17 protein-coding genes are annotated in these 22771 nt (G+C 51.8%); 13 read left to right on the top strand and 4 right to left on the bottom strand.

From position 1 onward, the window contains the following. Positions 1 to 5: 5 nt before the first annotated feature. Positions 6 to 1877, bottom strand: a complete 1872-nt coding sequence (gene mnmG / locus ACDC99_RS10610) for a tRNA uridine-5-carboxymethylaminomethyl(34) synthesis enzyme MnmG (protein ID WP_370756718.1) — start codon at positions 1875 to 1877, stop codon at positions 6 to 8. 326 nt (positions 1878 to 2203) lie between these two features. On the opposite strand from mnmG, the gene ACDC99_RS10605 reads away from it, so the two are divergent. The 3 genes from ACDC99_RS10605 to ACDC99_RS10595 all read left to right on the top strand — a co-directional run bounded on the left by ACDC99_RS10605 (position 2204) and on the right by ACDC99_RS10595 (position 5750). After that, a complete protein-coding gene (locus tag ACDC99_RS10605; RefSeq protein WP_022317195.1) occupies positions 2204 to 2881 on the top strand; it encodes a fumarate reductase cytochrome b subunit in 678 nt (225 codons plus the stop codon). Positions 2882 to 2917: 36 nt separating this feature from the next. Continuing rightward, positions 2918 to 4900 (top strand): fumarate reductase/succinate dehydrogenase flavoprotein subunit, encoded by a 1983-nt coding sequence (locus ACDC99_RS10600; protein WP_022317194.1) that lies wholly within the window; start codon positions 2918 to 2920, stop codon positions 4898 to 4900. 94 nt (positions 4901 to 4994) lie between these two features. Continuing rightward, a complete protein-coding gene (locus ACDC99_RS10595; RefSeq protein WP_022317193.1) occupies positions 4995 to 5750 on the top strand; it encodes a succinate dehydrogenase/fumarate reductase iron-sulfur subunit in 756 nt (251 codons plus the stop codon). A 659-nt stretch (positions 5751 to 6409) separates the two neighbouring features. Here ACDC99_RS10595 and ACDC99_RS10590 read toward each other — a convergent pair. Together ACDC99_RS10590 and ACDC99_RS10585 are read right to left on the bottom strand one after the other, a co-directional pair. Further along, positions 6410 to 7036 carry a DUF3109 family protein gene (locus ACDC99_RS10590; protein ID WP_370756717.1) on the bottom strand — a complete coding sequence of 209 codons (627 nt, stop codon included), beginning with the start codon at positions 7034 to 7036 and terminating at the stop codon, positions 6410 to 6412. Positions 7037 to 7101: 65 nt separating this feature from the next. Next, the gene (locus tag ACDC99_RS10585) at positions 7102 to 7767 is read right to left on the bottom strand and encodes a uracil-DNA glycosylase (RefSeq protein WP_042518107.1); all 666 of its coding nucleotides are present in this window, start codon (positions 7765 to 7767) and stop codon (positions 7102 to 7104) included. Between the two features lie 238 nt (positions 7768 to 8005). On the opposite strand from ACDC99_RS10585, the gene topA reads away from it, so the two are divergent. From topA to ACDC99_RS10545, 8 genes are all read left to right on the top strand, one after another. Then, positions 8006 to 10330, top strand: coding sequence for a type I DNA topoisomerase (topA, locus tag ACDC99_RS10580; protein WP_288772104.1), 2325 nt, complete (start codon positions 8006 to 8008; stop codon positions 10328 to 10330). Positions 10331 to 10349: 19 nt separating this feature from the next. Beyond that, on the top strand, positions 10350 to 10877 hold the full coding sequence (locus ACDC99_RS10575; RefSeq protein ID WP_044065675.1) for a shikimate kinase: 528 nt from the start codon (positions 10350 to 10352) through the stop codon (positions 10875 to 10877). A gap of 184 nt (positions 10878 to 11061) precedes the next feature. Then, positions 11062 to 12954, top strand: a complete 1893-nt coding sequence (gene speA, locus ACDC99_RS10570) for a biosynthetic arginine decarboxylase (protein ID WP_022317492.1) — start codon at positions 11062 to 11064, stop codon at positions 12952 to 12954. 242 nt (positions 12955 to 13196) lie between these two features. Further along, on the top strand, positions 13197 to 13712 hold the full coding sequence (locus ACDC99_RS10565) for an RNA polymerase sigma factor (RefSeq protein WP_042518111.1): 516 nt from the start codon (positions 13197 to 13199) through the stop codon (positions 13710 to 13712). Beyond that, complete coding sequence (locus ACDC99_RS10560; protein WP_370756716.1) at positions 13702 to 14169, top strand: pyruvate ferredoxin oxidoreductase; 468 nt, start codon at positions 13702 to 13704, stop codon at positions 14167 to 14169. The genes ACDC99_RS10565 and ACDC99_RS10560 overlap by 11 nt, the downstream gene beginning before the upstream one ends. 365 nt (positions 14170 to 14534) lie before the next feature. Continuing rightward, entirely contained in the window at positions 14535 to 15764 is a 1230-nt protein-coding gene (locus tag ACDC99_RS10555; RefSeq protein WP_044072967.1) for a M16 family metallopeptidase, read from the top strand. 207 nt (positions 15765 to 15971) lie between these two features. Then, positions 15972 to 16796, top strand: a complete 825-nt coding sequence (locus tag ACDC99_RS10550) for a glycerol acyltransferase (protein ID WP_042518113.1) — start codon at positions 15972 to 15974, stop codon at positions 16794 to 16796. Between the two features lie 77 nt (positions 16797 to 16873). Beyond that, a complete protein-coding gene (locus ACDC99_RS10545) occupies positions 16874 to 17872 on the top strand; it encodes a GNAT family N-acetyltransferase (RefSeq protein ID WP_022317487.1) in 999 nt (332 codons plus the stop codon). A gap of 687 nt (positions 17873 to 18559) precedes the next feature. Here the strand turns inward: ACDC99_RS10545 and ACDC99_RS10540 are convergent. Next, positions 18560 to 19255, bottom strand: coding sequence for a vitamin B12 dependent-methionine synthase activation domain-containing protein (locus ACDC99_RS10540; protein WP_042518115.1), 696 nt, complete (start codon positions 19253 to 19255; stop codon positions 18560 to 18562). Between the two features lie 510 nt (positions 19256 to 19765). On the opposite strand from ACDC99_RS10540, the gene ACDC99_RS10535 reads away from it, so the two are divergent. Next, positions 19766 to 20677, top strand: a complete 912-nt coding sequence (locus ACDC99_RS10535; RefSeq protein WP_052485427.1) for a helix-turn-helix domain-containing protein — start codon at positions 19766 to 19768, stop codon at positions 20675 to 20677. Between the two features lie 220 nt (positions 20678 to 20897). After that, positions 20898 to 22742, top strand: a complete 1845-nt coding sequence (locus ACDC99_RS10530; RefSeq protein ID WP_288745208.1) for a right-handed parallel beta-helix repeat-containing protein — start codon at positions 20898 to 20900, stop codon at positions 22740 to 22742. Positions 22743 to 22771: the final 29 nt, after the last annotated feature.

The following is a 22771-nucleotide window of genomic DNA, read 5'->3' as shown; positions in this document are numbered from 1 at the left end:
CGCTCTTATCTTCCGAGCAACACGAGCATAACGTTGATGTCGCTCGGTGAAACGCCCGGTATTCTGCTTGCCTGTGCGAGAGTTTCAGGGTTTATCTTTTCCAGTTTCTGGCGAGCCTCGGTGGAGAGCTGCAGCATCTCGGAGTATTTGAATCTGCCCCTTATCTTGATGTCCTCCAGACGGTGCATCTTGTCGGCTATAATCTTCTCCCTTTCGATGTATCCCTTGTATTTCATCTTTATCTCGGCAGCCTCTGTAATCTCCTCCTTGCGGTTAGGAGCAGCGTCGAGCAGCTCTTTCAGTTGGGAAGAAATCTCCGATAGGTTCGCCATGTTGATCTGCGGTCTGGCGATGAGGTCGAAGATTTTGCATCCCTCCCTCAGTGGAGTAGTGCCGATGCTTTCAAGGAAGGCGTTCACCTCTCTCGGTTTTACCGGAGCGTTTTTGCAGAATTCGATGATTCTGTCGATATATTCCTTTTTCTGCATCCACCAGTCGTAGCGGTCCTTCTTTGCCAATCCGATATTATAAGCCTTCTCCGTTAGTCTGGCGTCGGCGTCATCCTGTCGGAGGAGTATTCTGTATTCGGCACGGCTCGTGAACATACGGTACGGTTCGTCAACCCCCTTCGTCACGAGGTCGTCTATCAGCACTCCGATGTAAGCCTTGTCGCGATGCAGTATGAACTCACCGCCGCCGCTGCTCTTCAGCGCAGCGTTCACTCCGGCAATCATTCCCTGTCCGGCAGCCTCCTCATATCCCGTGGTGCCGTTCACCTGTCCGGCGAAGTACAAACCTTCTATCACCTTTGATTCCAGAGTGTGCTCAAGTTGTGTGGGGTCGAAGAAGTCATATTCTATGGCGTATCCCGGACGGTATATCTTCACATCCCTCAGTGCCGGAATCTTCTTCAGCGCTTCCAGCTGCACCTCCATCGGCATGCTCGACGAGAATCCGTTCAGATACATCTCGTTTGTCGATTCCCCTTCAGGTTCCAGAAACAGCGGATGCTGCTCCTTGTCGGGAAAAGTCATCAGCTTGGTTTCCACCGAAGGGCAGTAGCGCGGTCCGATGCTCTGTATCTGTCCGTTGTAGAGCGGTGAGTCCGGCAGTCCCTTCAACAGCGCGGCGTGAGCCTCCTTGTTGGTGTAGCAGGTCCAGCAGGGCAGCTGTTTCAGCACCCTGTGGTTTCCCATGAAGCTGAACTGGTGGAAATCCATTTCCCCCTCCTGTATCTCCATGTCTTCGAAATGCACCGAGCGGCGGTCTATCCTGACCGGGGTGCCCGTCTTCATCCTTGCCGACCGTATGCCGTGGCTTGTGATGCTCTCCGTGAATCCCACCACAGCCGGTTCCGCTATTCGTCCTCCCGGCAGTTTGTGGCGGCCGATGTGCATCAGTCCGTTGAGAAACGTGCCTGCCGTGATCACCACGCTGCCCGCCCTCAGCTCCACTCCCCAAACCGTCTTTATGCCTACAGCCCTTCCGTTCTCCACGATGAGTTCTGAAGCCTGGTCCTGCCAGATGTCCAGGTTGGGAGTGGCGTCGAGCACCGTCCTCCATTGCCAGATGTATTTCTCCCTGTCGCATTGTGCACGAGGGCTCCATACCGCCGGTCCTTTGGAGCGGTTCAGCATGCGGAACTGTATCGCCGTGGCGTCGGTCACGCGGCCCATCTCTCCGCCGAGGGCATCGATTTCCCTCACTATCTGTCCTTTCGCTATTCCTCCCACAGCCGGGTTGCAGCTCATCTGCGCAATCTTGTTCATGTCCATGGTGACAAGGCATGTCTTCGCCCCGATGTTTGCCGCCGCCACGGCAGCCTCACATCCGGCGTGTCCTCCGCCGATCACTAAAACGTCGTATTTGAAATTCATATATTTTTGTTTACTTGACCTGCCGGTGAGCAAACGGTCTGTTTATAGCCTATTTGCAAAGCCGACTTTTATAATTGCATGGTGTCGTGAGATTGGCTTCACTCAAACAGGCGCAAATTTAAGCATTAAAATTGAATTTTTACACGATTGCTTTGATTTATCGCTAATTTGGAGTATATTTGCAGTCGAGTTAACGGTCTGCAATACCTATTATAAAGTATTGTGGGTTTAAATCGTATGCTCTGTCTGTCGGCGGGCGGGGTGTGCAGTATTATGGCAGAATATCAATTAATTCAAACTTTTAATACTTAAATTTCATTCAATTTATGTGGTTATGTAATTCATCTATTGGAAGGAAAGTCGTGATGTCTGTAACAGGTGTTGCGCTTATCCTGTTCTTGACGTTCCACATGTCAATGAACATCGTAGCCCTCTTCTCGGGGGATGCCTACAACATGATCTGCGAGTTCCTCGGTGCCAACTGGTATGCTCTTGTAGCTACAGCCGGCCTTGCTGCCCTGGCTGTGCTTCACATCGTCTATGCCTTCTGGCTCACGATGCAGAACAGAAAGGCCCGCGGTAATGAGCGCTATGCCGTGACTACCCGTCCTCAGGGCGTGGAGTGGGCATCTCAGAACATGCTCGTGCTTGGTATCATCATCATCCTCGGACTGCTGCTCCACCTCTTCAACTTCTGGTACAACATGATGTTTGCCGAGTTGACAGGCATCGCAGTGGCTCACCATCCTGCCGACGGTTATGCCTACATCGTAGACACATTCTCTTGTCCGGTGTATGTAGTGCTCTACATCGTATGGCTCGTGGCTCTCTGGTTCCACCTCACACACGGATTCTGGAGCGCTATGCAGACTTTCGGATGGAACGGAAAGGTTTGGTACTGCCGCTGGAAGGTCATCGGTATCGCGTATTCTACGCTCCTCTGCCTCGGCTTCCTCGTTGTAGTGCTGTGGTTCGCTGCTAAAGGACTTTGCGGCTGCTGCTAATAACATTATTAATTCATAATTTAGTAATACATAATTATGGCTAAGACAATAGATTCAAGAATTCCAGAAGGCCCAGTGGCCGAAAAATGGACTAACTATAAAGCTCACCAGCGCCTGGTGAACCCAAAGAACAAGCTGAAGCTCGACATTATCGTAGTTGGTACTGGTCTGGCTGGTGCCAGCGCAGCGGCAAGCCTCGGAGAGATGGGCTTCAACGTTTTAAACTTCTGCATACAGGACTCTCCACGCCGCGCTCACTCTATCGCGGCACAGGGTGGTATCAATGCAGCAAAGAACTATCAGAACGACGGTGACTCGGTATACCGTCTGTTCTACGACACCGTGAAGGGTGGTGACTACCGTGCCCGCGAGGCAAACGTTTACCGTCTTGCTGAGGTGTCTAACAACATCATCGACCAGTGTGTGGCTCAGGGTGTGCCTTTCGCACGTGAGTACGGCGGTATGCTCGCCAACCGTTCTTTCGGTGGAGCACAGGTGTCTCGTACATTCTATGCAAAGGGACAGACAGGTCAGCAGCTGCTGCTCGGAGCTTATTCTTCATTGAGCGCACAGGTTCACGCAGGCCGTGTGAAGCTCTACACCCGTTATGAGATGGAGGACGTGGTGATCATCGACGGACGTGCCCGTGGTATCATCGCCAAGAACCTCATTACCGGCAAACTGGAGCGCTTCTCTGCAAACGCTGTGGTTATCGCTACCGGTGGATACGGAAACGCTTACTTCCTCTCTACAAACGCCATGGGATGTAACTGTACGGCAGCCGTACAGTGCTACCGCAAGGGTGCTTACTTCGCTAACCCGTCATACGTGCAGATTCACCCTACATGTATCCCTGTACACGGCGACAAGCAGTCTAAGCTGACTCTTATGTCGGAGTCTCTGCGTAACGACGGACGTATCTGGGTGCCTAAGAAGATTGAAGACGCCAAGGCTCTGCAGGCTGGAACAAAGAAGGGTTCTGACATTCCGGAGGAAGACCGCGACTACTATCTGGAGCGCCGCTATCCGGCATTCGGTAACCTCGTGCCTCGTGACGTTGCCTCTCGTGCAGCAAAGGAGCGTTGCGACAAGGGTTACGGAGTGAACAACACCGGACTTGCCGTATTCCTCGACTTCTCAGAGAGTATCGAGCGCCTCGGCATCGACGTGGTTCGTCAGCGCTATGGCAACCTCTTCGACATGTATGAGGAGATTACCGACGTTAATCCAGGAGAGCTGGCAAACGAGATAAACGGCGTGAAGTATTACAACCCGATGATGATCTATCCTGCCATCCACTACACAATGGGTGGTATCTGGGTTGACTACGAGCTGATGACATCAATAACAGGTCTGTTCGCTATCGGTGAGTGTAACTTCTCTGACCACGGAGCAAACCGTCTCGGTGCTTCTGCCCTCATGCAGGGTCTTGCCGACGGATACTTCGTATTGCCATACACCATCCAGAACTATCTCGCCGACCAGGCCATCTGGCCTCGTCTCTCTACCGACCTGCCTGAGTTTGCAGAGGCTGAGAAGGGCGTACAGGCTGAAATCGACCGCTTGATGGGAATCCAGGGCAAGCGCTCTGTTGACTCTCTGCACAAGGAGCTCGGACACATCATGTGGGAGCACGTCGGAATGGGACGTACAGCAGAGGGACTGAAAGAGGGCCTGGAGCTTATCAAGAAGCTGCGCAAGGAGTTCAACACCAATCTCTTCATCCCAGGAAGCAAGGATGGTCTCAACGTGGAGCTCGACAAGGCTATCCACCTGCGTGACTTCTTGCTGATGGGCGAGCTCGTGGCTTACGACGCTCTCTCTCGTAACGAGTCTTGCGGAGGTCACTTCCGTGAGGAGTATCAGACCGAGGAAGGTGAGGCTAAGCGCGACGACGAGAACTTCTTCTACGTTGGATGCTGGGAGTATCAGAACGACGACGAGACAGCTCCTGAGCTCATCAAGGAACCTCTCCACTACGAGGCTATCAAGGTTCAGACACGTAACTATAAGAATTAATACAGTAGACGAGTAAACGAGTAGACGGGCAGACAAGGAAATATACTCTCCTTATTCTTATCGTCTTCTCGTCATCGATAAAACAACAACAACAATGGAAAATAATATATCATTCACACTGAAATTCTGGCGTCAGAATGGTCCTCAGGCAGAGGGACACTTTGACACACGTGAGATGAAGGACATTCCTACCGACACCTCGTTCCTCGAGATGCTCGATATTCTCAATGAGCAGCTCATCGAGGAAGGCCAGGAGCCTTTCGTTTTCGACCACGACTGCCGCGAGGGTATCTGCGGTATGTGCTCACTCTATATCAACGGTCATCCACACGGACCAAACACAGGAGCCACCACTTGCCAGCTCTATATGCGTAAGTTCAAGGACGGCGACGTTATCACTGTTGAGCCATGGCGTTCTGCCGCTTTCCCTATCATCAAGGACTGTATGGTAGACCGTGGCGCTTTCGACAAGATTATGCAGGCTGGCGGTTATGTCAGCGTTCGCACAGGCCAGGCTCAGGACGCAAATGCCATCCTCATCTCAAAGGAGGCTGCCGACGAGGCAATGGACTGCGCCACATGTATCGGTTGCGGTGCGTGTGTGGCAGCATGTAAGAACGGTTCTGCCATGCTCTTCGTAAGCTCTAAGGTGAGCCAGTTCGCTCTCCTTCCACAGGGCCGTCCGGAGGCTGCCAAGCGTGCCAAGGCGATGGTTATGAAGATGGAAGAGCTGGGCTTCGGTAACTGTACCAACACCCGTGCTTGCGAGGCCGAGTGTCCTAAGCACGAGTCTATCTCAAACATCGCCCGCTTGAACCGTGAGTTCATCAAGGCTAAGTTGGCTGACTAAAAACAGCATAATAATCATAGCTTTCTATATCGGGGTCGTTGCTCAAAGTTGGCAGCGGCCCCGATTTTATTATTGTAATATGTTGGGTTACAGAGCATTATAAGAATTCAACAAAAATTCAACAACGAAATTCAGTTGTTCCCTTTTTTCGTAATTATCTTTGCACTGTAAAATACAGTGGTAAGTATTGTTCAAACAACTTTAATTGATATATGCTGTTCCCGTCTTTCAAACTAAGTCTTTTTTCTATATGCACAATGAGTGCGCAGGATTTTCTGATGTGCCTTTTGATAAAAGTAAGCGATTTGTCAGATTCAAGGATAGCTGTCCTTCTTGGCAGAGGGCGGAGCACAATCTCCAAGGCAAAATCCAAGCTCCAAAGGCGTTTGTTGGGGAAAGACTGTACCAGCGAAGAGTTCGACAAGTTTCTGAAATCTTTGTAAATGGCAGAATATCTTTTTTTTGCAGAAATCGCAATTCAGTAACAGATTCGTCATAGTGTAATACCGACATATCTCTTTGTCGTATTTCTGCCGTATTTGTACACCTGCTTTTTCAGCCTGTTAGTTCCAGCTATCCGTATGTCAGGATAGTGCTGCTTTCGCGTATGATGATATGTGGCGGCAGCGAACTAACGGGTTGGGATAGTCGCCGTCAGGCTATTTCTTTCCGCAGAACGCCTCTGCCACCTCTTCCAGTTCCTTATACCACTCTTCGCCGAATCGCTGCACGAGCGGTCCGCGCAGGAATTTGTATACCGGCAGGTCAATCTCCCTGCCCTTCTTCACGGCATCGCGACATACCTCCCATCGGTTGTAGTTCAGTCCTACGAGACCATTGTCGAACGTCTTCTCCCTGATAGGATACAGGGCACAGCTGATAGGCTTGCAGAAATCCTTCAGTCTGCCGTCCCGCCACGCCTTCTCCAGCGCACACAGGCAGCATCCGTTGTCGTAGCACGTAAAGACACAGTCCTTTCCCCCCACGATGCTCGTCACGAGGTCGCCGTCGCGGTCGGCATACGCCACTCCCTGTTTGTCGATTACTGCCTGTGCCGATGCCGAAAGGTCGTTCCACACGGTGTCGAGCGAGTCTTCGATTTTAGAAATCTCGTCGATGGTCACCGGTGCTCCGGCATCGCCCTCCACACAGCAGATGCCGTGGCATGCGTCGAGGTCGCAGCAGAAGCGCTCCGTTATGATGTCCGACGATATCAGCACGTCGCCCACCTGCAGAATAGGTATGTAAGCTCCATTGGAGCCGTTTATTGATGAATCATTTGCCATTGTAGTATTTTTTAGTTGACAAGTTAACGAGTTGACAAGTTAACAAGTAGACGAGTTGATGCCGCTTACCATTTTATTTCCTCGATGCCGTGGTTTCTGAGATATTCGTTGCAGCGCGAGAAATGGTGGTTGCCGAACCATCCGCCACGGTTGGCAGACAGAGGCGAGGGGTGTACCGACTGCAATATCAGGTGGCGCGACGTGTCGATGAGCGGAGCCTTGCTCCTGGCATATCCTCCCCAGAGGATGAACACCAGATTCTCTCGCTCTGCGCTGAGAGCCTTTATCGCCGCATCGGTGAACTGCTCCCATCCCTTGCGCTGATGGCTCGCCGCCTGGTGTGCCCTCACCGTCAGTGTGGCGTTGAGCAGCAGCACACCCTGTTCAGCCCAGCGGGTCAGATTTCCCGACGACGGTATCGGAGCCCCCGTGTCCATCTGTATCTCCTTGAATATGTTCTGCAGCGATGGCGGGAAAGCCACCCCGTCAGCCACAGAGAAGCTCAGTCCGTGTGCCTGTCCCGGTTCATGATACGGGTCCTGTCCGATGATTACCACCTTCACCTTGTCAAACGGACACAGGTTGAAGGCATTGAAGATGAGTTTACCGGGAGGATAACACGTGGTGCGCAGGTATTCAGAGCGCACGAACTCTGTGAGGTCGACGAAATACTGCTTTTCGAATTCCTCGCCGAGATGGTCCTTCCACGACTGTTCAATGTTTACGTTCATGATAATATGCAAATTTAGAACAAAAGTAATAAGAATAATCCTTATTCGCAATAACGTCACCCTTTTTTCTTGTGTCAGGAGCGTGTCAACATACATGTGGGTATAGGTTTTTTGATAAAAAAATAGAAAATTAATACATTATATAATGTGTTGTGTGAAACTTTTTCTTACTTTTGCCGCCAAATTGTGAAACAGGGGCACGTGGGAGGAACGTGCCGGAATAAAAAACATATAAGAAATGCAAGAGAATTTAGTCATAGTGGAGAGCCCCGCAAAGGCAAAGACCATCGAAAAATTCCTGGGAAAGGACTACAAGGTGATGTCGAGCTACGGACATATCCGCGACCTAAAGAAAAAAGAAATAAGCATCGACCTGAAAACCCTTGAACCCGACTACGAGATACCAGATGAGAAGAAGAAACTCGTGTCAGAACTGAGGTCGAGCGCCAAGAAAGCCAGCAAGGTTTGGCTGGCATCCGATGAGGACCGCGAGGGAGAGGCCATCTCATGGCATCTGTGCGAGGTGCTCGGACTCGACGAGAAGAACACCAACCGCATTGTGTTCCACGAGATTACCAAGCCCGCCATCCTCGACGCCATCCAGCATCCGCGATTCCTCAACATGAACCTCGTGAATGCCCAGCAGGCACGCCGGGTGCTCGACCGCATCGTGGGCTTCAAGCTCTCGCCCGTGTTGTGGCGCAAGGTGAAGCCGGCACTTTCTGCCGGACGAGTGCAGAGCGTGGCAGTGAGACTCATCGTGGAGCGAGAGCGAGAGATACAGGCATTCAAGTCGGAGCCATACTATCGAGTGAACGCCATATTCTTCGCCATCGGTCCCGACGGCAAGAAGACAGAGGTGAAGGCAGAGCTCGACACACGCTTCAAGACACACGACGAGGCGCTGGCATTCCTCAACAACTGCAAGGATGCCGCATTCAGCGTGAGCGACGTGACGAAGAAGCCCCTCAGACGCACACCGGCACCGCCATTCACCACCTCCACACTGCAGCAGGAGGCAGCACGCAAGCTGGGATTCACCGTGTCGCAGACCATGATGCTCGCACAGCATCTCTATGAGAACGGAAAGATAACATACATGCGTACCGACTCCGTGAACCTCTCATCCCTCTGCATCAATGCCTGCAAGGAAGAGATAGAGGCTACATGGGGAGAGAAATACCACAAGACACGCCAGTATCACACCCACTCGAAGGGAGCGCAGGAAGCCCACGAGGCAATACGTCCTACGTATATGAACGCCAAGACAGTGGAGGGCACGGCACAGGAGCGCCGGCTCTACGAGCTGATATGGAAGCGCACGGCAGCCTGCCAGATGGAAGACGCACAGATAGAGAAGACCACCGTGGGCATCACGATACGCCATGCCGACGGCACCGTGGCACACGAGAAATTCACCGTGAACGGCGAAGTGGTGACCTTCGACGGATTCCTGAAGGTATACAGAGAGTCGTCTGACGATGATGAGAACTCAGGTGAGATGAACACAAACCAGCTGCCGCCAATGGCAGAGGGTGACACTCTGCAGCGAGGCGAGATGGTGTCGACAGAACGCTTCAGCCAGGGACCGCAGCGATATACCGAGGCAAGCCTCGTACACAAGATGGAGGAGCTGGGCATCGGACGCCCTTCAACCTACGCACCAACCATCAGCACCATACAGCAGCGAGGATACGTGCAGAAAGGCGACCGCAAGGGCGACGAACGCACATTCGCCATCGACACGCTGAAGGGAAACACCATCACAGCCACAGAGAAGGCAGAGACCGTGGGCAGCGAGAAGGGCAAACTGTTGCCTACAGACATCGGACTCGTGGTGAACGATTTCCTGCTCGAACACTTCCCCAATGTGCTCGACTACAATTTCACCGCCAAGGTGGAGCAGGAATTCGATACCATCGCCGAGGGCAAGGAGCAGTGGACCGACATGCTGCAGGATTTCTACAAAGACTTCGAGCCGCAGGTGGACAAGACGATGAACAGCCGACAGGAGCACAAAGCCGGAGAACGCGAGCTCGGCACCGACCCAAAGAGCGGCAAACCGGTGTTCGTGAAGATCGGACGCTTCGGTCCGGTGATACAGATAGGAACGGCAGAAGACAAGGAGAAGCCACGCTTCGCACAGTTGCCTAAAGACAAGAGCATGGAGGCAATAACCCTCGACGAGGCACTCGAACTCTTCAAACTGCCACGTACGCTCGGCGACTTCGAAGGTACACCGGTGGTGATAGGCGCCGGACGGTTCGGACCATACATCCTGCACAACAAGAAGTATGTGTCGCTGCCATCCACCGAAGATCCCCTCAGCATCAAGCTCTCAACGGCAGTGGCACTCATAGAGCGCCGCCGCATCGAAGACAGCATGCGCCATCTGAAGAAGTTTGAGGAAGATCCGCAGCTTGAGGTCATGAAGGGCAAATACGGACCATACCTCGTTTACGACGGCAAGAACTACCGTCTGCCCAAGGCAATGCATGAGCGTGCCGCCGAGCTGACCTATGTGGAGTGTATGGACATCATCAACAATGCAGTGAAGAAATAAGCATCCCAATACAGAGCCTATGCACAGAATAGTCCTTATCGGATATATGGGAGCCGGCAAGACCACCGTGGGACGTATGCTTGCCAAAGACATGGGACTGATGTTCTACGACCTCGACTGGTATATCACCAGCCGCATGCGCCGCACCGTGGCACAGATCTTCGAGGAGTCAGGCGAGGAAGGGTTCCGCCGGATAGAGCGCAACATGCTCCACGAGGTGGCAGAGTTTGAAAACGTGGTGATAAGCTGCGGCGGAGGTACCCCCTGCTTCTTCGACAACATGGACTATCTGAACCTCCAGAGCGAGACGGTGTATCTGAAGGCGACCCCCGAAGTGCTCTATGCCCATCTGAAGATGGGAAAGAGCGTGAGGCCGCTGCTGCTGAACAAGACTCCCGAAGAAGTGGAAGCCTTCGTCAAACAGCAGCTCCAGCAACGGGAACCATACTACAGCAAGGCGAAACACGTGCTCGACGTCAACGTGCTCGATTCCAGAGACAAGGTGAGAGTGTCGGTGAGGAAGATACGCCGGATGCTGAAATGCTGAACCCATGGAGACACGACAGAGGCAGGCGGCTTGCAGAAATCGTAATGCATAATCAAATAGAAACAGACAATAATCAGAGTTAATCCTTTCGTCCCCTGGCCATTCCCCCCTGTGATGCAGGAGGAAAATGGCAGGGACGAGTCATGAAAAATATATTTTTAATAATAGTAGAAAGCTAAGACAAATGAAGAAATGGACTGTTGACGACTCCAAGGAGTTGTACAATATGGTTGGGTGGGGCACATCCTACTTTGGCATCAACGACAAGGGAGACGTATATGTCACTCCGTGTAAGGACAATACACAGATAGACATTCGTGATGTGATGGACGAACTTGCCCTGAGAGACATCACACCGCCAGTGCTGCTCCGCTTCCCCGATATCCTCGACAACCGTATCGAGAAGACCTCAAGCTGCTTTGAGAAGGCAGCCAAGGCCTACGACTACCAGGGAGAGAGCTTCGTGATATATCCTATCAAGGTGAACCAGATGCAGCCCGTGGTGGAAGAGATCATCAGCCATGGCCGCAAGTTCAACCTCGGTCTTGAGGCCGGTTCCAAGCCGGAGCTCCATGCCGTCATCGCCGTGCAGTGTCAGAGCGACTCGCTCATAATCTGCAACGGATACAAAGACCAGAGCTACATCGAGCTCGCCCTCCTCGCACAGAAGATGGGCAAGCGCATCTTCATCGTGGTGGAGAAGCTCAACGAGATAGACATCATCTCGAAGGCAGCCAAGAAACTCGGTGTGCGTCCTAACCTCGGCGTGCGCATCAAGCTCGCCTCGTCGGGAAGCGGAAAATGGGAGGAGAGCGGCGGCGACGCCAGCAAGTTCGGACTCACCAGTTCGGAGCTCCTCGCCGCACTGGAGAAGCTGGAGAAGCTGAACATGAAAGACTGTCTCAAGCTCATCCATTTCCATATCGGTAGCCAGATAACCAAGATACGCCGCATTCAGACAGCCCTCAGAGAGGCATCGCAGTTCTATATTCAGCTCCACAAGATGGGATACGACGTGGAATTCGTTGACTGCGGTGGCGGACTGGGAGTAGACTACGACGGCACACGCTCTTCAAACAGCGAGAGCAGCGTGAACTACTCCATACAGGAGTATGTGAACGACTGTCTCTATACCTTCGTTGAGGCAGCCAACGCCAACGGCATACATCACCCCAACCTCATCACCGAGAGCGGACGGTCGCTCTCTGCCCATCACTCGGTGCTCGTCATCGACGTGCTCGAAACGGCATCACTGCCGGAGATGAACGAGGAGTTCGAGCCGGAGAATGGTGCCCACAAGCTCGTGAAAGACCTCTACGAAATCTGGGACAACCTCAACCCACGCTCCATGATGGAAGACTGGCACGACGCCGAGCAGATACGCGAGGAGGCACTCGACCTCTTCAGCCATGGCATGGTAGACCTTCAGACACGTGCCGAGATAGAGAGGATGTACTGGAGCGTATGCCGCGAGATAAACAGTATGGCAAAGACCCTCAAGCATCAGCCAGAGGAACTGAAGAAACTCGACAAGCTGCTTGCCGACAAGTATTTCTGCAACTTCTCCCTCTTCCAGTCGCTGCCCGACAGCTGGGCCATAGACCAGCTCTTCCCGATCGTTCCGCTGCAGAGACTCAACGAGAGACCTACGCGCAGCGCCACGATACAGGACATCACCTGCGACAGCGACGGCAAGATAGCCAACTTCGTGACAAACCGCAACATATCGCATATCCTGCCCGTACACACCGTGCGCAAGAACGAGCCATACTATCTCGGAGTGTTCCTTGTGGGAGCATACCAGGAAATCCTCGGTGATATGCACAACCTCTTCGGCGATACCAATGCCGTACATATCTCAGTGAAAGACGGTAAATACAGCATCGACCAGATTTTCGACGGCGAGACCGTAGAAGAGGTGCTCAGCTATGTGCAGTACAAGCCGAAAGAGCTCGTCAGACAGCTTGAGCGCTGGGTGACAAAGAGCGTGAAGCAAGGCAAGATCTCATTGGAAGAGGGCAAGGAATTCCTCTCCAACTACAGGTCAGGACTCTACGGATACACCTATCTGGAATAATCCCAAATCAGTCATTAGGGCGTTTTGGGATAATACACCAAGCATACCATGATTATCCCATCCATACCTTTACGCAAAAGAGGGTAGGGTGGGATAGTTTGGCTAAGGAAAACCGGGATATAGATGATATCCGGAAAAGGACGCCAAACGACCCGTAGAATCTGAATAAAAGTTAAAAGCATAGAAAAGTTGCCCATTCCTGTAACTTCTTCAAAACCTAATCGTCTTAAAAATAGAGGCAAATGAAAATAGTCAGTTTCCGAAACGATGTGCTGCCGTTGAAAAACGTGCTCTTCCGCCTTGCCCTCCGCATCACGATGAACAAGGAGGAAGCAGAAGACGTCGTACAGGATACGCTGATGAAAGTCTGGGACCGGCGGGACACCCTGCAAGACATCGACTCGATAGAGGCGTTCAGCCTGACGATATGCAGGAACATAGCTCTCGACAAGACCAAGCGCTCGTCGTGGCGCGAAGAGTCGCTCGACCAAGACACATTGGAGCCTCGTGCCACAAGCATGGCTACTCCCTACCAGCGCACCGAACAGCGCGACATGCTGGAGATGGTGAAGCGAATCGTGGATGGGCTGCCGGAGAAGCAGAAAACCTGTATGCAGCTGCGCGATTTCGAAGGCAAGAGCTACAAAGACATCGCCGAGGTGCTTTCCATCAGCGAAGAACAGGTAAAGGTGAATATCTACCGTGCGAGACAGGCAGTAAAACAAAAGTTCAACGAAAATGCAGAATATGGATTATAAATACATCGAACAGCTATTGGAGCGCTACTGGAACAGCCAGACCACCCTTGAGGAGGAGGCTATCCTGAAAGCATTCTTCTGTCAGGACGACATCCCTGCAAGCCTTCTCCCATACAAGCCGTTGTTTACTTATGCAAAGGCTGAGGAGGAGAACGTGCTCGGTGATGACTTCGACGCAAGGATGGAGGCTCTCATTGGCGAGCCTGTGACGGTGAAGGCAAAGGTGGTGACATTGCGTCAGCGCATGATGCCGCTATTCAAGGCCGCCGCCGTGGTGGCTATAATCCTGACCCTCGGAAATGCCTCGCAGATGGCATTCAACGAAGAGGGCGACGAGATGCCAGCTGCCGTTGCCGTGACACCGAAGGTGCACAACGGTCCGTCGGTGGCGATGGGCGACTCCGTGAAGATGGACACGCTGAAGAAAACCGTGGCTGTCTCCGCAATACTGAAATAAGAATTTTTTTCTATGCTTTCTCAAAACAATATTATTAAAACAACTCCGAAGCTGTGAAGCTTCATTCTCTCAAATTTTTCATAACATACTGATGTAAAAGGTCGCTGGACAATAGTCGCAGCGGCCTTTTTTGCGCTATGCCGCCGGAATACTGGTCTTCCATGCCCCCAAGCGGCATGATGCCCCCTCCGGAAAAAACAGTCTAAAGCCTCCCGATTTGTGATAAAAAGACAAAATCCACTCTTCTAAAAACACCAAAATCCAGGCAACCCCTTAATGATCGATTTTGGATAAAATCCCGTTTCTTTCATTTTAGTCGCTTTTTTGCATTACCTTTGCACGACTAAAAGATGGAGACAGACAACATGAAATATAATACGGCGACTCTCGACAACGGACTGCGTGCTATCCACTGTCCGTCAGCATCCCCCGTGGTGTATTGTGGATATGAAGTGTGTGCCGGCACACGCGATGAGAAGGAAGGCGAGGAAGGCATGGCACATTTCTGCGAGCATACCACCTTCAAGGGCACCCGCCACCGTTCGGCAATGCAGATACTCAACAGGCTGGAGAGCGTGGGAGGCGACCTCAACGCCTTTACCAACAAGGAAGACACGGTGTACTATTCCGCCATTCTGAAAAACCATTTCCCGCGTGCCGTAGACCTCCTCACCGACATCGTGTTCGGCAGCACCTATCCGCAGGCGGAGATAGACAAGGAGGTGGAAGTGATATGCGACGAGATAGAGAGCTACAACGACTCGCCGGCAGAGCTCATCTTCGACGATTTCGAGAATGCCATCTTCGCCGGACATCCCCTGGGGCACAATATCCTCGGTTCTGCCGACACCCTCCGTACATACACCACTGCCGACGCCCTGCGCTTCACGCAGCGCTACTACAGGCCGGAGAACACCGTGTTCTTCGTATATGGTGACGTAGACTTCAAGAGCGTGGTGCGACAGCTCAAGAGAGCCACATCGGCATTTCCTGCCGCCCAGCCGCTCATCGACGTGACACCCTCCATAACGCTGCCCCCATACCAGCCCCAGCATATCGTACACGACAAGGGAACCCATCAGGCACATGTCATGGTGGGCAACAGGGCGTACAGCGCACACGACAACCACCGTCTGCCCCTCTATCTGCTCAACAACATCCTTGGCGGACCAGGCATGAACGCACGCCTCAATATCTCGCTGCGAGAGCGCAACGCCCTTGTCTACACGGTGGAAAGTTCCATGGTGAGCTATTCCGACACCGGACTCTGGTGCACCTATTTCGGCTGCGACCCGAAGGACGTGAAGAAATGCCTTCGCCTCGTGCGCCGCGAGCTCGACCGCGTTATGGACCGTCCCCTCTCAGAAAGTCAGCTCAAGGCAGCCAAACGCCAGATAAAGGGACAGATAGGCGTGGCATGTGACAACAGGGAGAGCTTCGCCCTCGATTTCGGCAAGGCATTCCTTCATTACGGTTGGCTGAAAGACGTGGAGAAGCTGATGGCAGACATCGACAATGTAACGGCGCGGGAAATACAGCAGGCGGCACTCGACATCTTCGACCCCGACAGGATGACCACGCTGATATATGAATGAGATGCGCTTTTGTCGCATTCTGCACGTTGCAGGGATGAAAATAAACTCCCGAGTGTTACTATATCGTAATAAATATATGACTTGGACAACTTTTTAGTTAAAAAAGTAACATATTTGAAAAAGATAGCTTATTTTTGCATAAGCATAAAAGATAGGCCACTTCTCGACCTAGTTTTTTTTATGAAAAGAGAAAAGAATCCGGATTAGATGGAAGTAACAGAGAATACGATTGACATAGACAAAATACTTAAGGACAAGATGGGCGACAAGGCACGCTACGTGCCGGGAGTGCTCACCAGATGGCTTAGGCATATAATCCACCAGAAAGAGGTGAACGCGTTCTTGTGGGAGCACAAGGACCACATCGGTGTGGAGTGGCTCGAAGACTGTGTGAAGTATCTCGACATGACGCTCAAGATTGAAGGCGCCGAGAACCTGCCCGACAAGAACGACGGCAAGCTCTACACCTTCGTCAGCAACCATCCCCTCGGAGGCATCGACGGAGTGGCGCTCGGAGCCGTGATAGGAAAACACTACGACGGCAACTTCAGATATCTCGTGAACGACCTGCTCATGAACCTGCCGGGACTCGCCCCGCTCTGTATCCCGATAAACAAGACCGGACATCAGAGCCGCAATTTCCCCGCCATGGTGGAGGCTGGATTCAACAGCGACAACCACATGCTGATGTTTCCCGCCGGACTCTGTTCAAGGCGTATAAAAGGCAGGATCCACGACATTCCCTGGACGAAGACCTTCGTGACGAAGAGCGTGGAATACCACCGCGACATAGTGCCGATACACTTCGGAGGGCAGAACTCCAACTTCTTCTACAATCTTGCCAACATCAGCAAGCGGCTCGGCATAAAGTTCAATATCGCCATGCTGTTCCTCGTCGACGAGATGTATAAGAACGTCCACAAGGAATTCACCATCAAGATAGGCAAGCCGATACCGTGGCAGACCTTCGACAAGAGCAAGACACCTAAGCAATGGGCACTCTACGTAGAGGACAAGGTGTATGAGCTGTAATGGAAGAGAGGGGAGAGAAACAAAGACAAGTCAGTAACAAGAAAGAACAGATATTCTTACAACAATATCATCAGAAAATGGAACAAGAGATTATCCAGCCAATAGATAAGGAATTGCTCAAGCAGGAGCTCACTCCAGAGCGCCAGCTGCGAATGACAAACAAGAGCAACAACGAAATATATATCGTAACGGCTCATGAAGCGCCCAACGTGATGAAGGAAATCGGCCGTCTTCGTGAGATAGCCTTCAGAGAGGCTGGCGGCGGCACCGGCAAGAGTATGGATATCGATGAGTTCGACACCATGCCAAACAGCTACAAGCAGCTCATCGTGTGGAATCCGGAGGCTGAAGAGATCATCGGCGGCTATCGCTATATCCTTGGCACCGACGTTGATGTTGACGCCAACGGACAGCCCGTGCTCGCCACGAGCCACATGTTCCATTTTTCCGACAAGTTCATGAAGGAATACATGCCGCAGACCATTGAGCTGGGCCGCTCCTTCGTGGCGCTTCCTTATCAGAGCTCCAGAATGGGAGCCAAGAGCCTATTTGCCCTCGACAACCTGTGGGACGGACTGGGAGCGCTTACCGTGATAATGCCAAACGTGAAGTATTTCTTCGGCAAGATGACCATGTATCCCTCGTATATCCGCAAGGGCAGGGATATGATATTGTATTTTCTGAAGAAGCATTTCGACGACAAGGAGAACCTCGTGATACCGATGGAGCCGCTCAAGATAGAGACAGACCCGAAGGAACTCGAAGAGATATTCTGCGAGGATGATTTCAAGGCAGACTACAGGATTCTCAACCGTGAGATACGAAAGATGGGCTACAATATCCCGCCGCTCGTAAACGCATACATGAACCTCAGTCCTACGATGAAGCTCTTCGGCACCGCCATCAATGATGGCTTCGGCGACGTGGAGGAGACGGGAATCCTCATTGCCGTTGACGAGATTCTTGAGGAGAAGCGCATGCGCCACATCGACTCCTATATCAAGGACCATCCTGAGGCCCTCGCCCTTACCAGCGGTGCAAATCCTATCATATATAAGGAAACGGAGAAAGAGTGATGATGGCAGGGCAACCCACACAACCCACTCTGGGAACCCACCCTGGCCCTCCCAAAGGGAGGGAAAATAGTTACTCTGCAACTGAACTTCAGCCCCCTCTCGTTCTCCCCCGTAGGTGAGATGCAGGTTACTCCGGTTTGTGGGTAAGTTGTTGAAATTCAGATACTCCAGAGCAATTGATATTTCAGAATAATCGATACTCCAGTGTAATCAGTCCCTCCCCTACGGGGGAGGATAGGTGGGGGCTGATGTCAGCGGAATCATTTGTACTGGTAGGTGGTTGATGACAGTAGAATCATTTGCTCAGGTAGGTGGCTGATGCCAGCGGAATCATCTGCACAGTAAGAAGCTATGGGGGATAAAATAAAAAAATGGGGTGTCATTTTATAGTTATCCTTTAATAGTTTTAACCTTATGACACCCCAATGCGGCAACGACTTGCCGTCGTCAGTAACTACAAACAATCTATTACCACTTTTTTTGCTAAAAAATGATACACATAGGTCAATGCCTCCCGGCATGGTAACCTATTAGCAATAGATTGAGAATGTGTATCTCTATGTATTTTGCGAATATAGCAATAAAGTCAATCCCTTGTCTTTTTCAAACCGTTTTTTTTGTTCGCTTTTGTTATCTTTAACTCAAGATAGAAAAAACCTTTAGAAGTGGGATGCATACAACAAACGCTTATTTCCGCTCCCTTTTCCTTCGTTTGTAACACTTGGCATAGTTGCACAATCCGCATGTATATTCCAGCTTTTTCACTTCCCTGCCGAGTCCTGTCACACCGCTCACGCTTTTTATCGGAATCATCAGCGACGAGTCGGTGAGCCTCACTCCGCAAGGGTCTTTCTCCGGCAACATACTGAAGAGCATCTGCTGTTCGCTCACGTGCCATCCGCAGTAGCCCGGACTGAACCGGTTGGTGTGTTTCCATCCTCTGCCGTTTATGAACACCTGCAGCCAGCGCTCCATGATGTCGGCGGTCTTCTCTGCTATCACGCTTCCCATGGCATCGGCGATGAACACCCTCACCATGTCGCCCTCCTCTTCCAGTTGGCGTTGCAGCCTTTCAAACTCCATGCCGCTCGTAGCCACGAAAAATGCGTAAGCCTCCGATCCGCGCAGCTGTGAGGTGATAATCGGTCCGATGCCGAACGTGTGTCCGCCGGTGGTGAGCGTCTTCGAGTGGCAGTCCAGTTCTCCCTCCTCTTCGATGTGAAAGCAGAATCGTGGCTTCAGTATATCCCTCACCCTCTCTCTCATCCTCTCAATCTCCAGTCTGGTGTCGTCGTCAGCCTCCGCCTCCCCGTAGCCCATCTGTATGAGCAGTTCGCGGTCGGTGATGTCGAGGTCGTCGTATGTCAGATGTTTCTCAAACATGATGTTGTAATTTATTATCGTGCCACACAGACTGTCTGTGCTGTGTCTATAGATGCAAAAGTATGAAAAAAAGGTAATATGAGAGCACGAGGGTGGCTTTTTTTATTGGCAGTCATTTTGGTTGCAAAAATAAACGATGTTTTGCTGATGTCAGGAATTTGCTTGTATTGGCAGAACTCTGTAAACACGACCATGGGAATATATGCCTGTGTTGGGCAAGCATCGTGCCCATTTTAAACCCGAATCGGTCGTTAGGGCTTGCTCGTATTTTGTATTTTTAGAAGAGTGTATTTTGTTTGGCTTTTAATGAGTAATAGCGAGCGGCCAGATATACTGTTCCTAATTTCCAAGTTGTGGATATTTTGAACACTTTTCTTTGGAAAAAAGAATGTTTTAAGAAAATATGACTATATTTGCGGTCTGAACATTTTTAGAGACGGTGAAAAAATAAATTGGTATGCTTTTACCTTCACTTAGGAAAGAATTATTTATCTAACGACAGATATATTTATGGAAGAGAAAGAGCTGAACGTGAATATCGACTATCTCGTGGAGAAAGGTCTGGTGAACTATACCGATGGCGACATCGTGTTGCTCAACAGCAATGACCGTGCCCATGTGGAACGCACGGTGAGACTCGAGATGGTGACGATTGGCTTTGTGGAGAAGGGAGAGATGCAGTGCGACATCAACGGTGTCAGCGTGAAGGCTGTGGCAGGCGACTTGGTGATATGTCCGCCAAACTCGTTTATAAACAAGAGCAAGTGTTCTCCCGACTATGAGGTGAAACTCATGGCCCTGTCATACAAGGCGATGCGCAAGAGTCTCATTATCAACCGCGATGTGTGGAACATCATGGCATACGTGGCGAGAAACCCCGTCATCCATCTCTCCGGCGAGTCACGCTTTCTCATCGACAAATACTATTCGCTCATACGCTACAAGATAGACAATCCCCACGGCTATTACCACAAGGAGATAATGCAGTCGTTGTTCCACTGTATGTTTTATGAGCTTGCCGCCATCATCGCCCCCAATCTGGATGTCAAGAGGATGGATGCCGGTTTCAGACAGGGCGAACTCCTGTTCCACCGCTTTATAGAGATGCTTGCCAATGTCAACGGTAGCGACCGCTCCGTGAAGTCATACGCCGAGCGGCTCTGTGTCACTCCGAAATATCTCTCAACGGTGTGCAAGTCGGTGAGCGGCAAGACAGCCTTGGAGTGGATACACGAGTATATAGCCGAGCAGGTGACCCAGAAACTCAAATATAGCGACATGTCGGTGAAGGAAATCGCCGACAGCCTGGGATTCCCCAATATCTCGTTCTTCGGAAAGTTCGTGAAGAGCCGTTTCGGAGCGTCGCCAAAGGAGTACAGATATATACTGCAGAATTCCGTTCCGAAAGACGATGCAAAGTGAGGAGTGCGGCGGCATTAACCACAAACGTTCTGATTACCGTTTGGGGATTAGTCTGCCGCTTTCTTCATACATTCCAGTTCCGGCTTGCAGCGAAAACCTGTCTGTCGGATTTTTTCATGATAAAGAGCATTACAAAGAGGCGTGTGCCAACGTCTTGATATATAGGGTGAGGATTATTATACTGTGTCCTTTCCCTTCGTAAAAAACTACCTACAAGACAATGATAAAGACAATATTCTCATCACTCCTGCTGTTCCTTATGGGAACACCCGTCATGGCAGGCGACATATATGTGGCTCCTACAGGCAGCGACACCGCTCCTGGCACAGTCAGTGCCCCTCTGCTCACTCCTGCCGCCGCCATCAGGATGGCGAGGGAGTGGCGCCGGCTCAACAGACAGGAAACGGCTGGAGGCATCCGCATCCACCTCAGTGGCGGCGACTACCGTCTGCAGAAACCGCTGTTCCTGCGCCCCGAAGACTCCGGCACACCGGATTCACCCACTGTGATATGCGGTGATGACGGCGGAAAACCGACGGTGATAAGCGGAGGAATGCCTCTCGACGGCTGGCATAAGGGATGTTCAGACACGAGGATTCCTGAGAATGTCCGTAGCCGCGTGTGGGTGGCAGACGCTCCAAGAAGCGGAAACAGGATAGTATACTGCCGCCAGCTGTGGGTAAACGGCAACAAGGCGGTCAGGGCACAGCAGGGCCGTTATGGCGAGATGATTCGCATGAAAGACTTCGATGCGGCATCACGCACCATCACTATACCCACGCCAAAAGAAGACCTCTCCGGCGCAGGAGAACTCGAAATGCTCGTTCATCAGCGGTGGGCGATAGCAATATTGAGAGTAAAGGAAATGCGGCCCCTCGGCAATGGCTACACTCAGGTGTCATTCCATGAACCTGAAAGTCAGCTTGAATTCGAACACCCATGGCCACAACCTGTGATAGACGGTGAGAAAGGCTGTTCATCGTTCTGCCTCGTCAACGCCCCACAGCTGCTCGATGCTCCGGGAGAGTGGTATCAGGACTATCCCTCCGGCAGGATATACTATCTGCCACGAGAGGGAGAAGACATGACTACAGTCGAGGCCATAGTGCCGGTGATGGAAACGTTGGCTTCCGTTGACGGCACGAGGGAGCGCACGGTACACGACATACAGTTCCAGAATATCACTTTCGCCCACTCCGCATGGACACGTCCGCTATACGAAGGACTGGTGACGCTGCAGGGCGGTTTCCGCATGACAGACGCCTACAAGCTGCAGAAGCCGGGACTGCCGGAGAAGGCATCGCTTGAGAACCAGGCTTGGATAGCCCGTCCTGAAGCTGCCGTCAGCATCCGTCATGCCAGCGGCATAGACTTCAAGGACTGCCGCTTCGTCCATCTCGGAGCGACAGCACTCGACTATCAGTTGGCAGCATCCCGTTCCACGGTCAGCGGATGCACCTTCTCAGACATCGGCGGCACCGGAATCCTTGTGGGACATTTCCCCGACGGAGGCTTCGAGACCCATGTGCCCTTCAAACCGCTCGTGTCATCTGATCTCTGCGACGCCATAACGATTACCGACAATGAGGTGAGCGACGCCGCCAACGAGGACTGGAGCTGTGTGGGAATAGCAGCCGGCTACGTCAGCAATATCGAGATAAGCCATAACGAGGTGCACCATCTCAACTACTCCGGCATCTGCGTGGGGTGGGGATGGACCCCACGGGAGAGCGGGATGCGCAACAACAGGATAGTTGCCAACTACGTGCACGACTTCGCCCGCCAGCTCTATGATGTGGGAGGGATATACACCCTGTCGTCGCAGCCGGGATCAGAAATAAAGAACAATAGGATAGAAGACCTTCATAAGGCTCCATACGCCACCAACGACCGCGCCTTCTACATCTATTTCGATGAGGCCACCGACGGATATACCGTTACCGGCAACTGGTGTCCGAAGGAACTCTTCGGCTACAACCAGCCGGGAAAGAACATGCTGATAAAAGGCAACGGACCGAAGGTGGACAAGGCTACGAAGGAAGCCGCCGGCAGACTGAGGCGATAATCCACTACTAAAACAATAGAATACAACAA

It is taken from the genome of Prevotella pectinovora, assembly GCF_041323955.1.
Classification (GTDB): domain Bacteria; phylum Bacteroidota; class Bacteroidia; order Bacteroidales; family Bacteroidaceae; genus Prevotella; species Prevotella pectinovora.
The sequence above is the reverse complement of the archived record's forward strand: the minus strand, read 5'-3'. Positions and strand labels throughout refer to the sequence as shown.

What these genes read in the sequence shown, in the direction of transcription:
- mnmG (WP_370756718.1), bottom strand. Translation starts at nt 1,877, where the DNA reads ATGAATTTCAAATACGACGTTTTAGTGATCGGCGGAGGACACGCCGGA.
- ACDC99_RS10605 (WP_022317195.1), top strand. Translation starts at nt 2,204, where the DNA reads ATGTGGTTATGTAATTCATCTATTGGAAGGAAAGTCGTGATGTCTGTA.
- ACDC99_RS10600 (WP_022317194.1), top strand. Translation starts at nt 2,918, where the DNA reads ATGGCTAAGACAATAGATTCAAGAATTCCAGAAGGCCCAGTGGCCGAA.
- ACDC99_RS10595 (WP_022317193.1), top strand. Translation starts at nt 4,995, where the DNA reads ATGGAAAATAATATATCATTCACACTGAAATTCTGGCGTCAGAATGGT.
- ACDC99_RS10590 (WP_370756717.1), bottom strand. Translation starts at nt 7,036, where the DNA reads ATGGCAAATGATTCATCAATAAACGGCTCCAATGGAGCTTACATACCT.
- ACDC99_RS10585 (WP_042518107.1), bottom strand. Translation starts at nt 7,767, where the DNA reads ATGAACGTAAACATTGAACAGTCGTGGAAGGACCATCTCGGCGAGGAA.
- topA (WP_288772104.1), top strand. Translation starts at nt 8,006, where the DNA reads ATGCAAGAGAATTTAGTCATAGTGGAGAGCCCCGCAAAGGCAAAGACC.
- ACDC99_RS10575 (WP_044065675.1), top strand. Translation starts at nt 10,350, where the DNA reads ATGCACAGAATAGTCCTTATCGGATATATGGGAGCCGGCAAGACCACC.
- speA (WP_022317492.1), top strand. Translation starts at nt 11,062, where the DNA reads ATGAAGAAATGGACTGTTGACGACTCCAAGGAGTTGTACAATATGGTT.
- ACDC99_RS10565 (WP_042518111.1), top strand. Translation starts at nt 13,197, where the DNA reads ATGAAAATAGTCAGTTTCCGAAACGATGTGCTGCCGTTGAAAAACGTG.
- ACDC99_RS10560 (WP_370756716.1), top strand. Translation starts at nt 13,702, where the DNA reads ATGGATTATAAATACATCGAACAGCTATTGGAGCGCTACTGGAACAGC.
- ACDC99_RS10555 (WP_044072967.1), top strand. Translation starts at nt 14,535, where the DNA reads ATGAAATATAATACGGCGACTCTCGACAACGGACTGCGTGCTATCCAC.
- ACDC99_RS10550 (WP_042518113.1), top strand. Translation starts at nt 15,972, where the DNA reads ATGGAAGTAACAGAGAATACGATTGACATAGACAAAATACTTAAGGAC.
- ACDC99_RS10545 (WP_022317487.1), top strand. Translation starts at nt 16,874, where the DNA reads ATGGAACAAGAGATTATCCAGCCAATAGATAAGGAATTGCTCAAGCAG.
- ACDC99_RS10540 (WP_042518115.1), bottom strand. Translation starts at nt 19,255, where the DNA reads ATGTTTGAGAAACATCTGACATACGACGACCTCGACATCACCGACCGC.
- ACDC99_RS10535 (WP_052485427.1), top strand. Translation starts at nt 19,766, where the DNA reads ATGGAAGAGAAAGAGCTGAACGTGAATATCGACTATCTCGTGGAGAAA.
- ACDC99_RS10530 (WP_288745208.1), top strand. Translation starts at nt 20,898, where the DNA reads ATGATAAAGACAATATTCTCATCACTCCTGCTGTTCCTTATGGGAACA.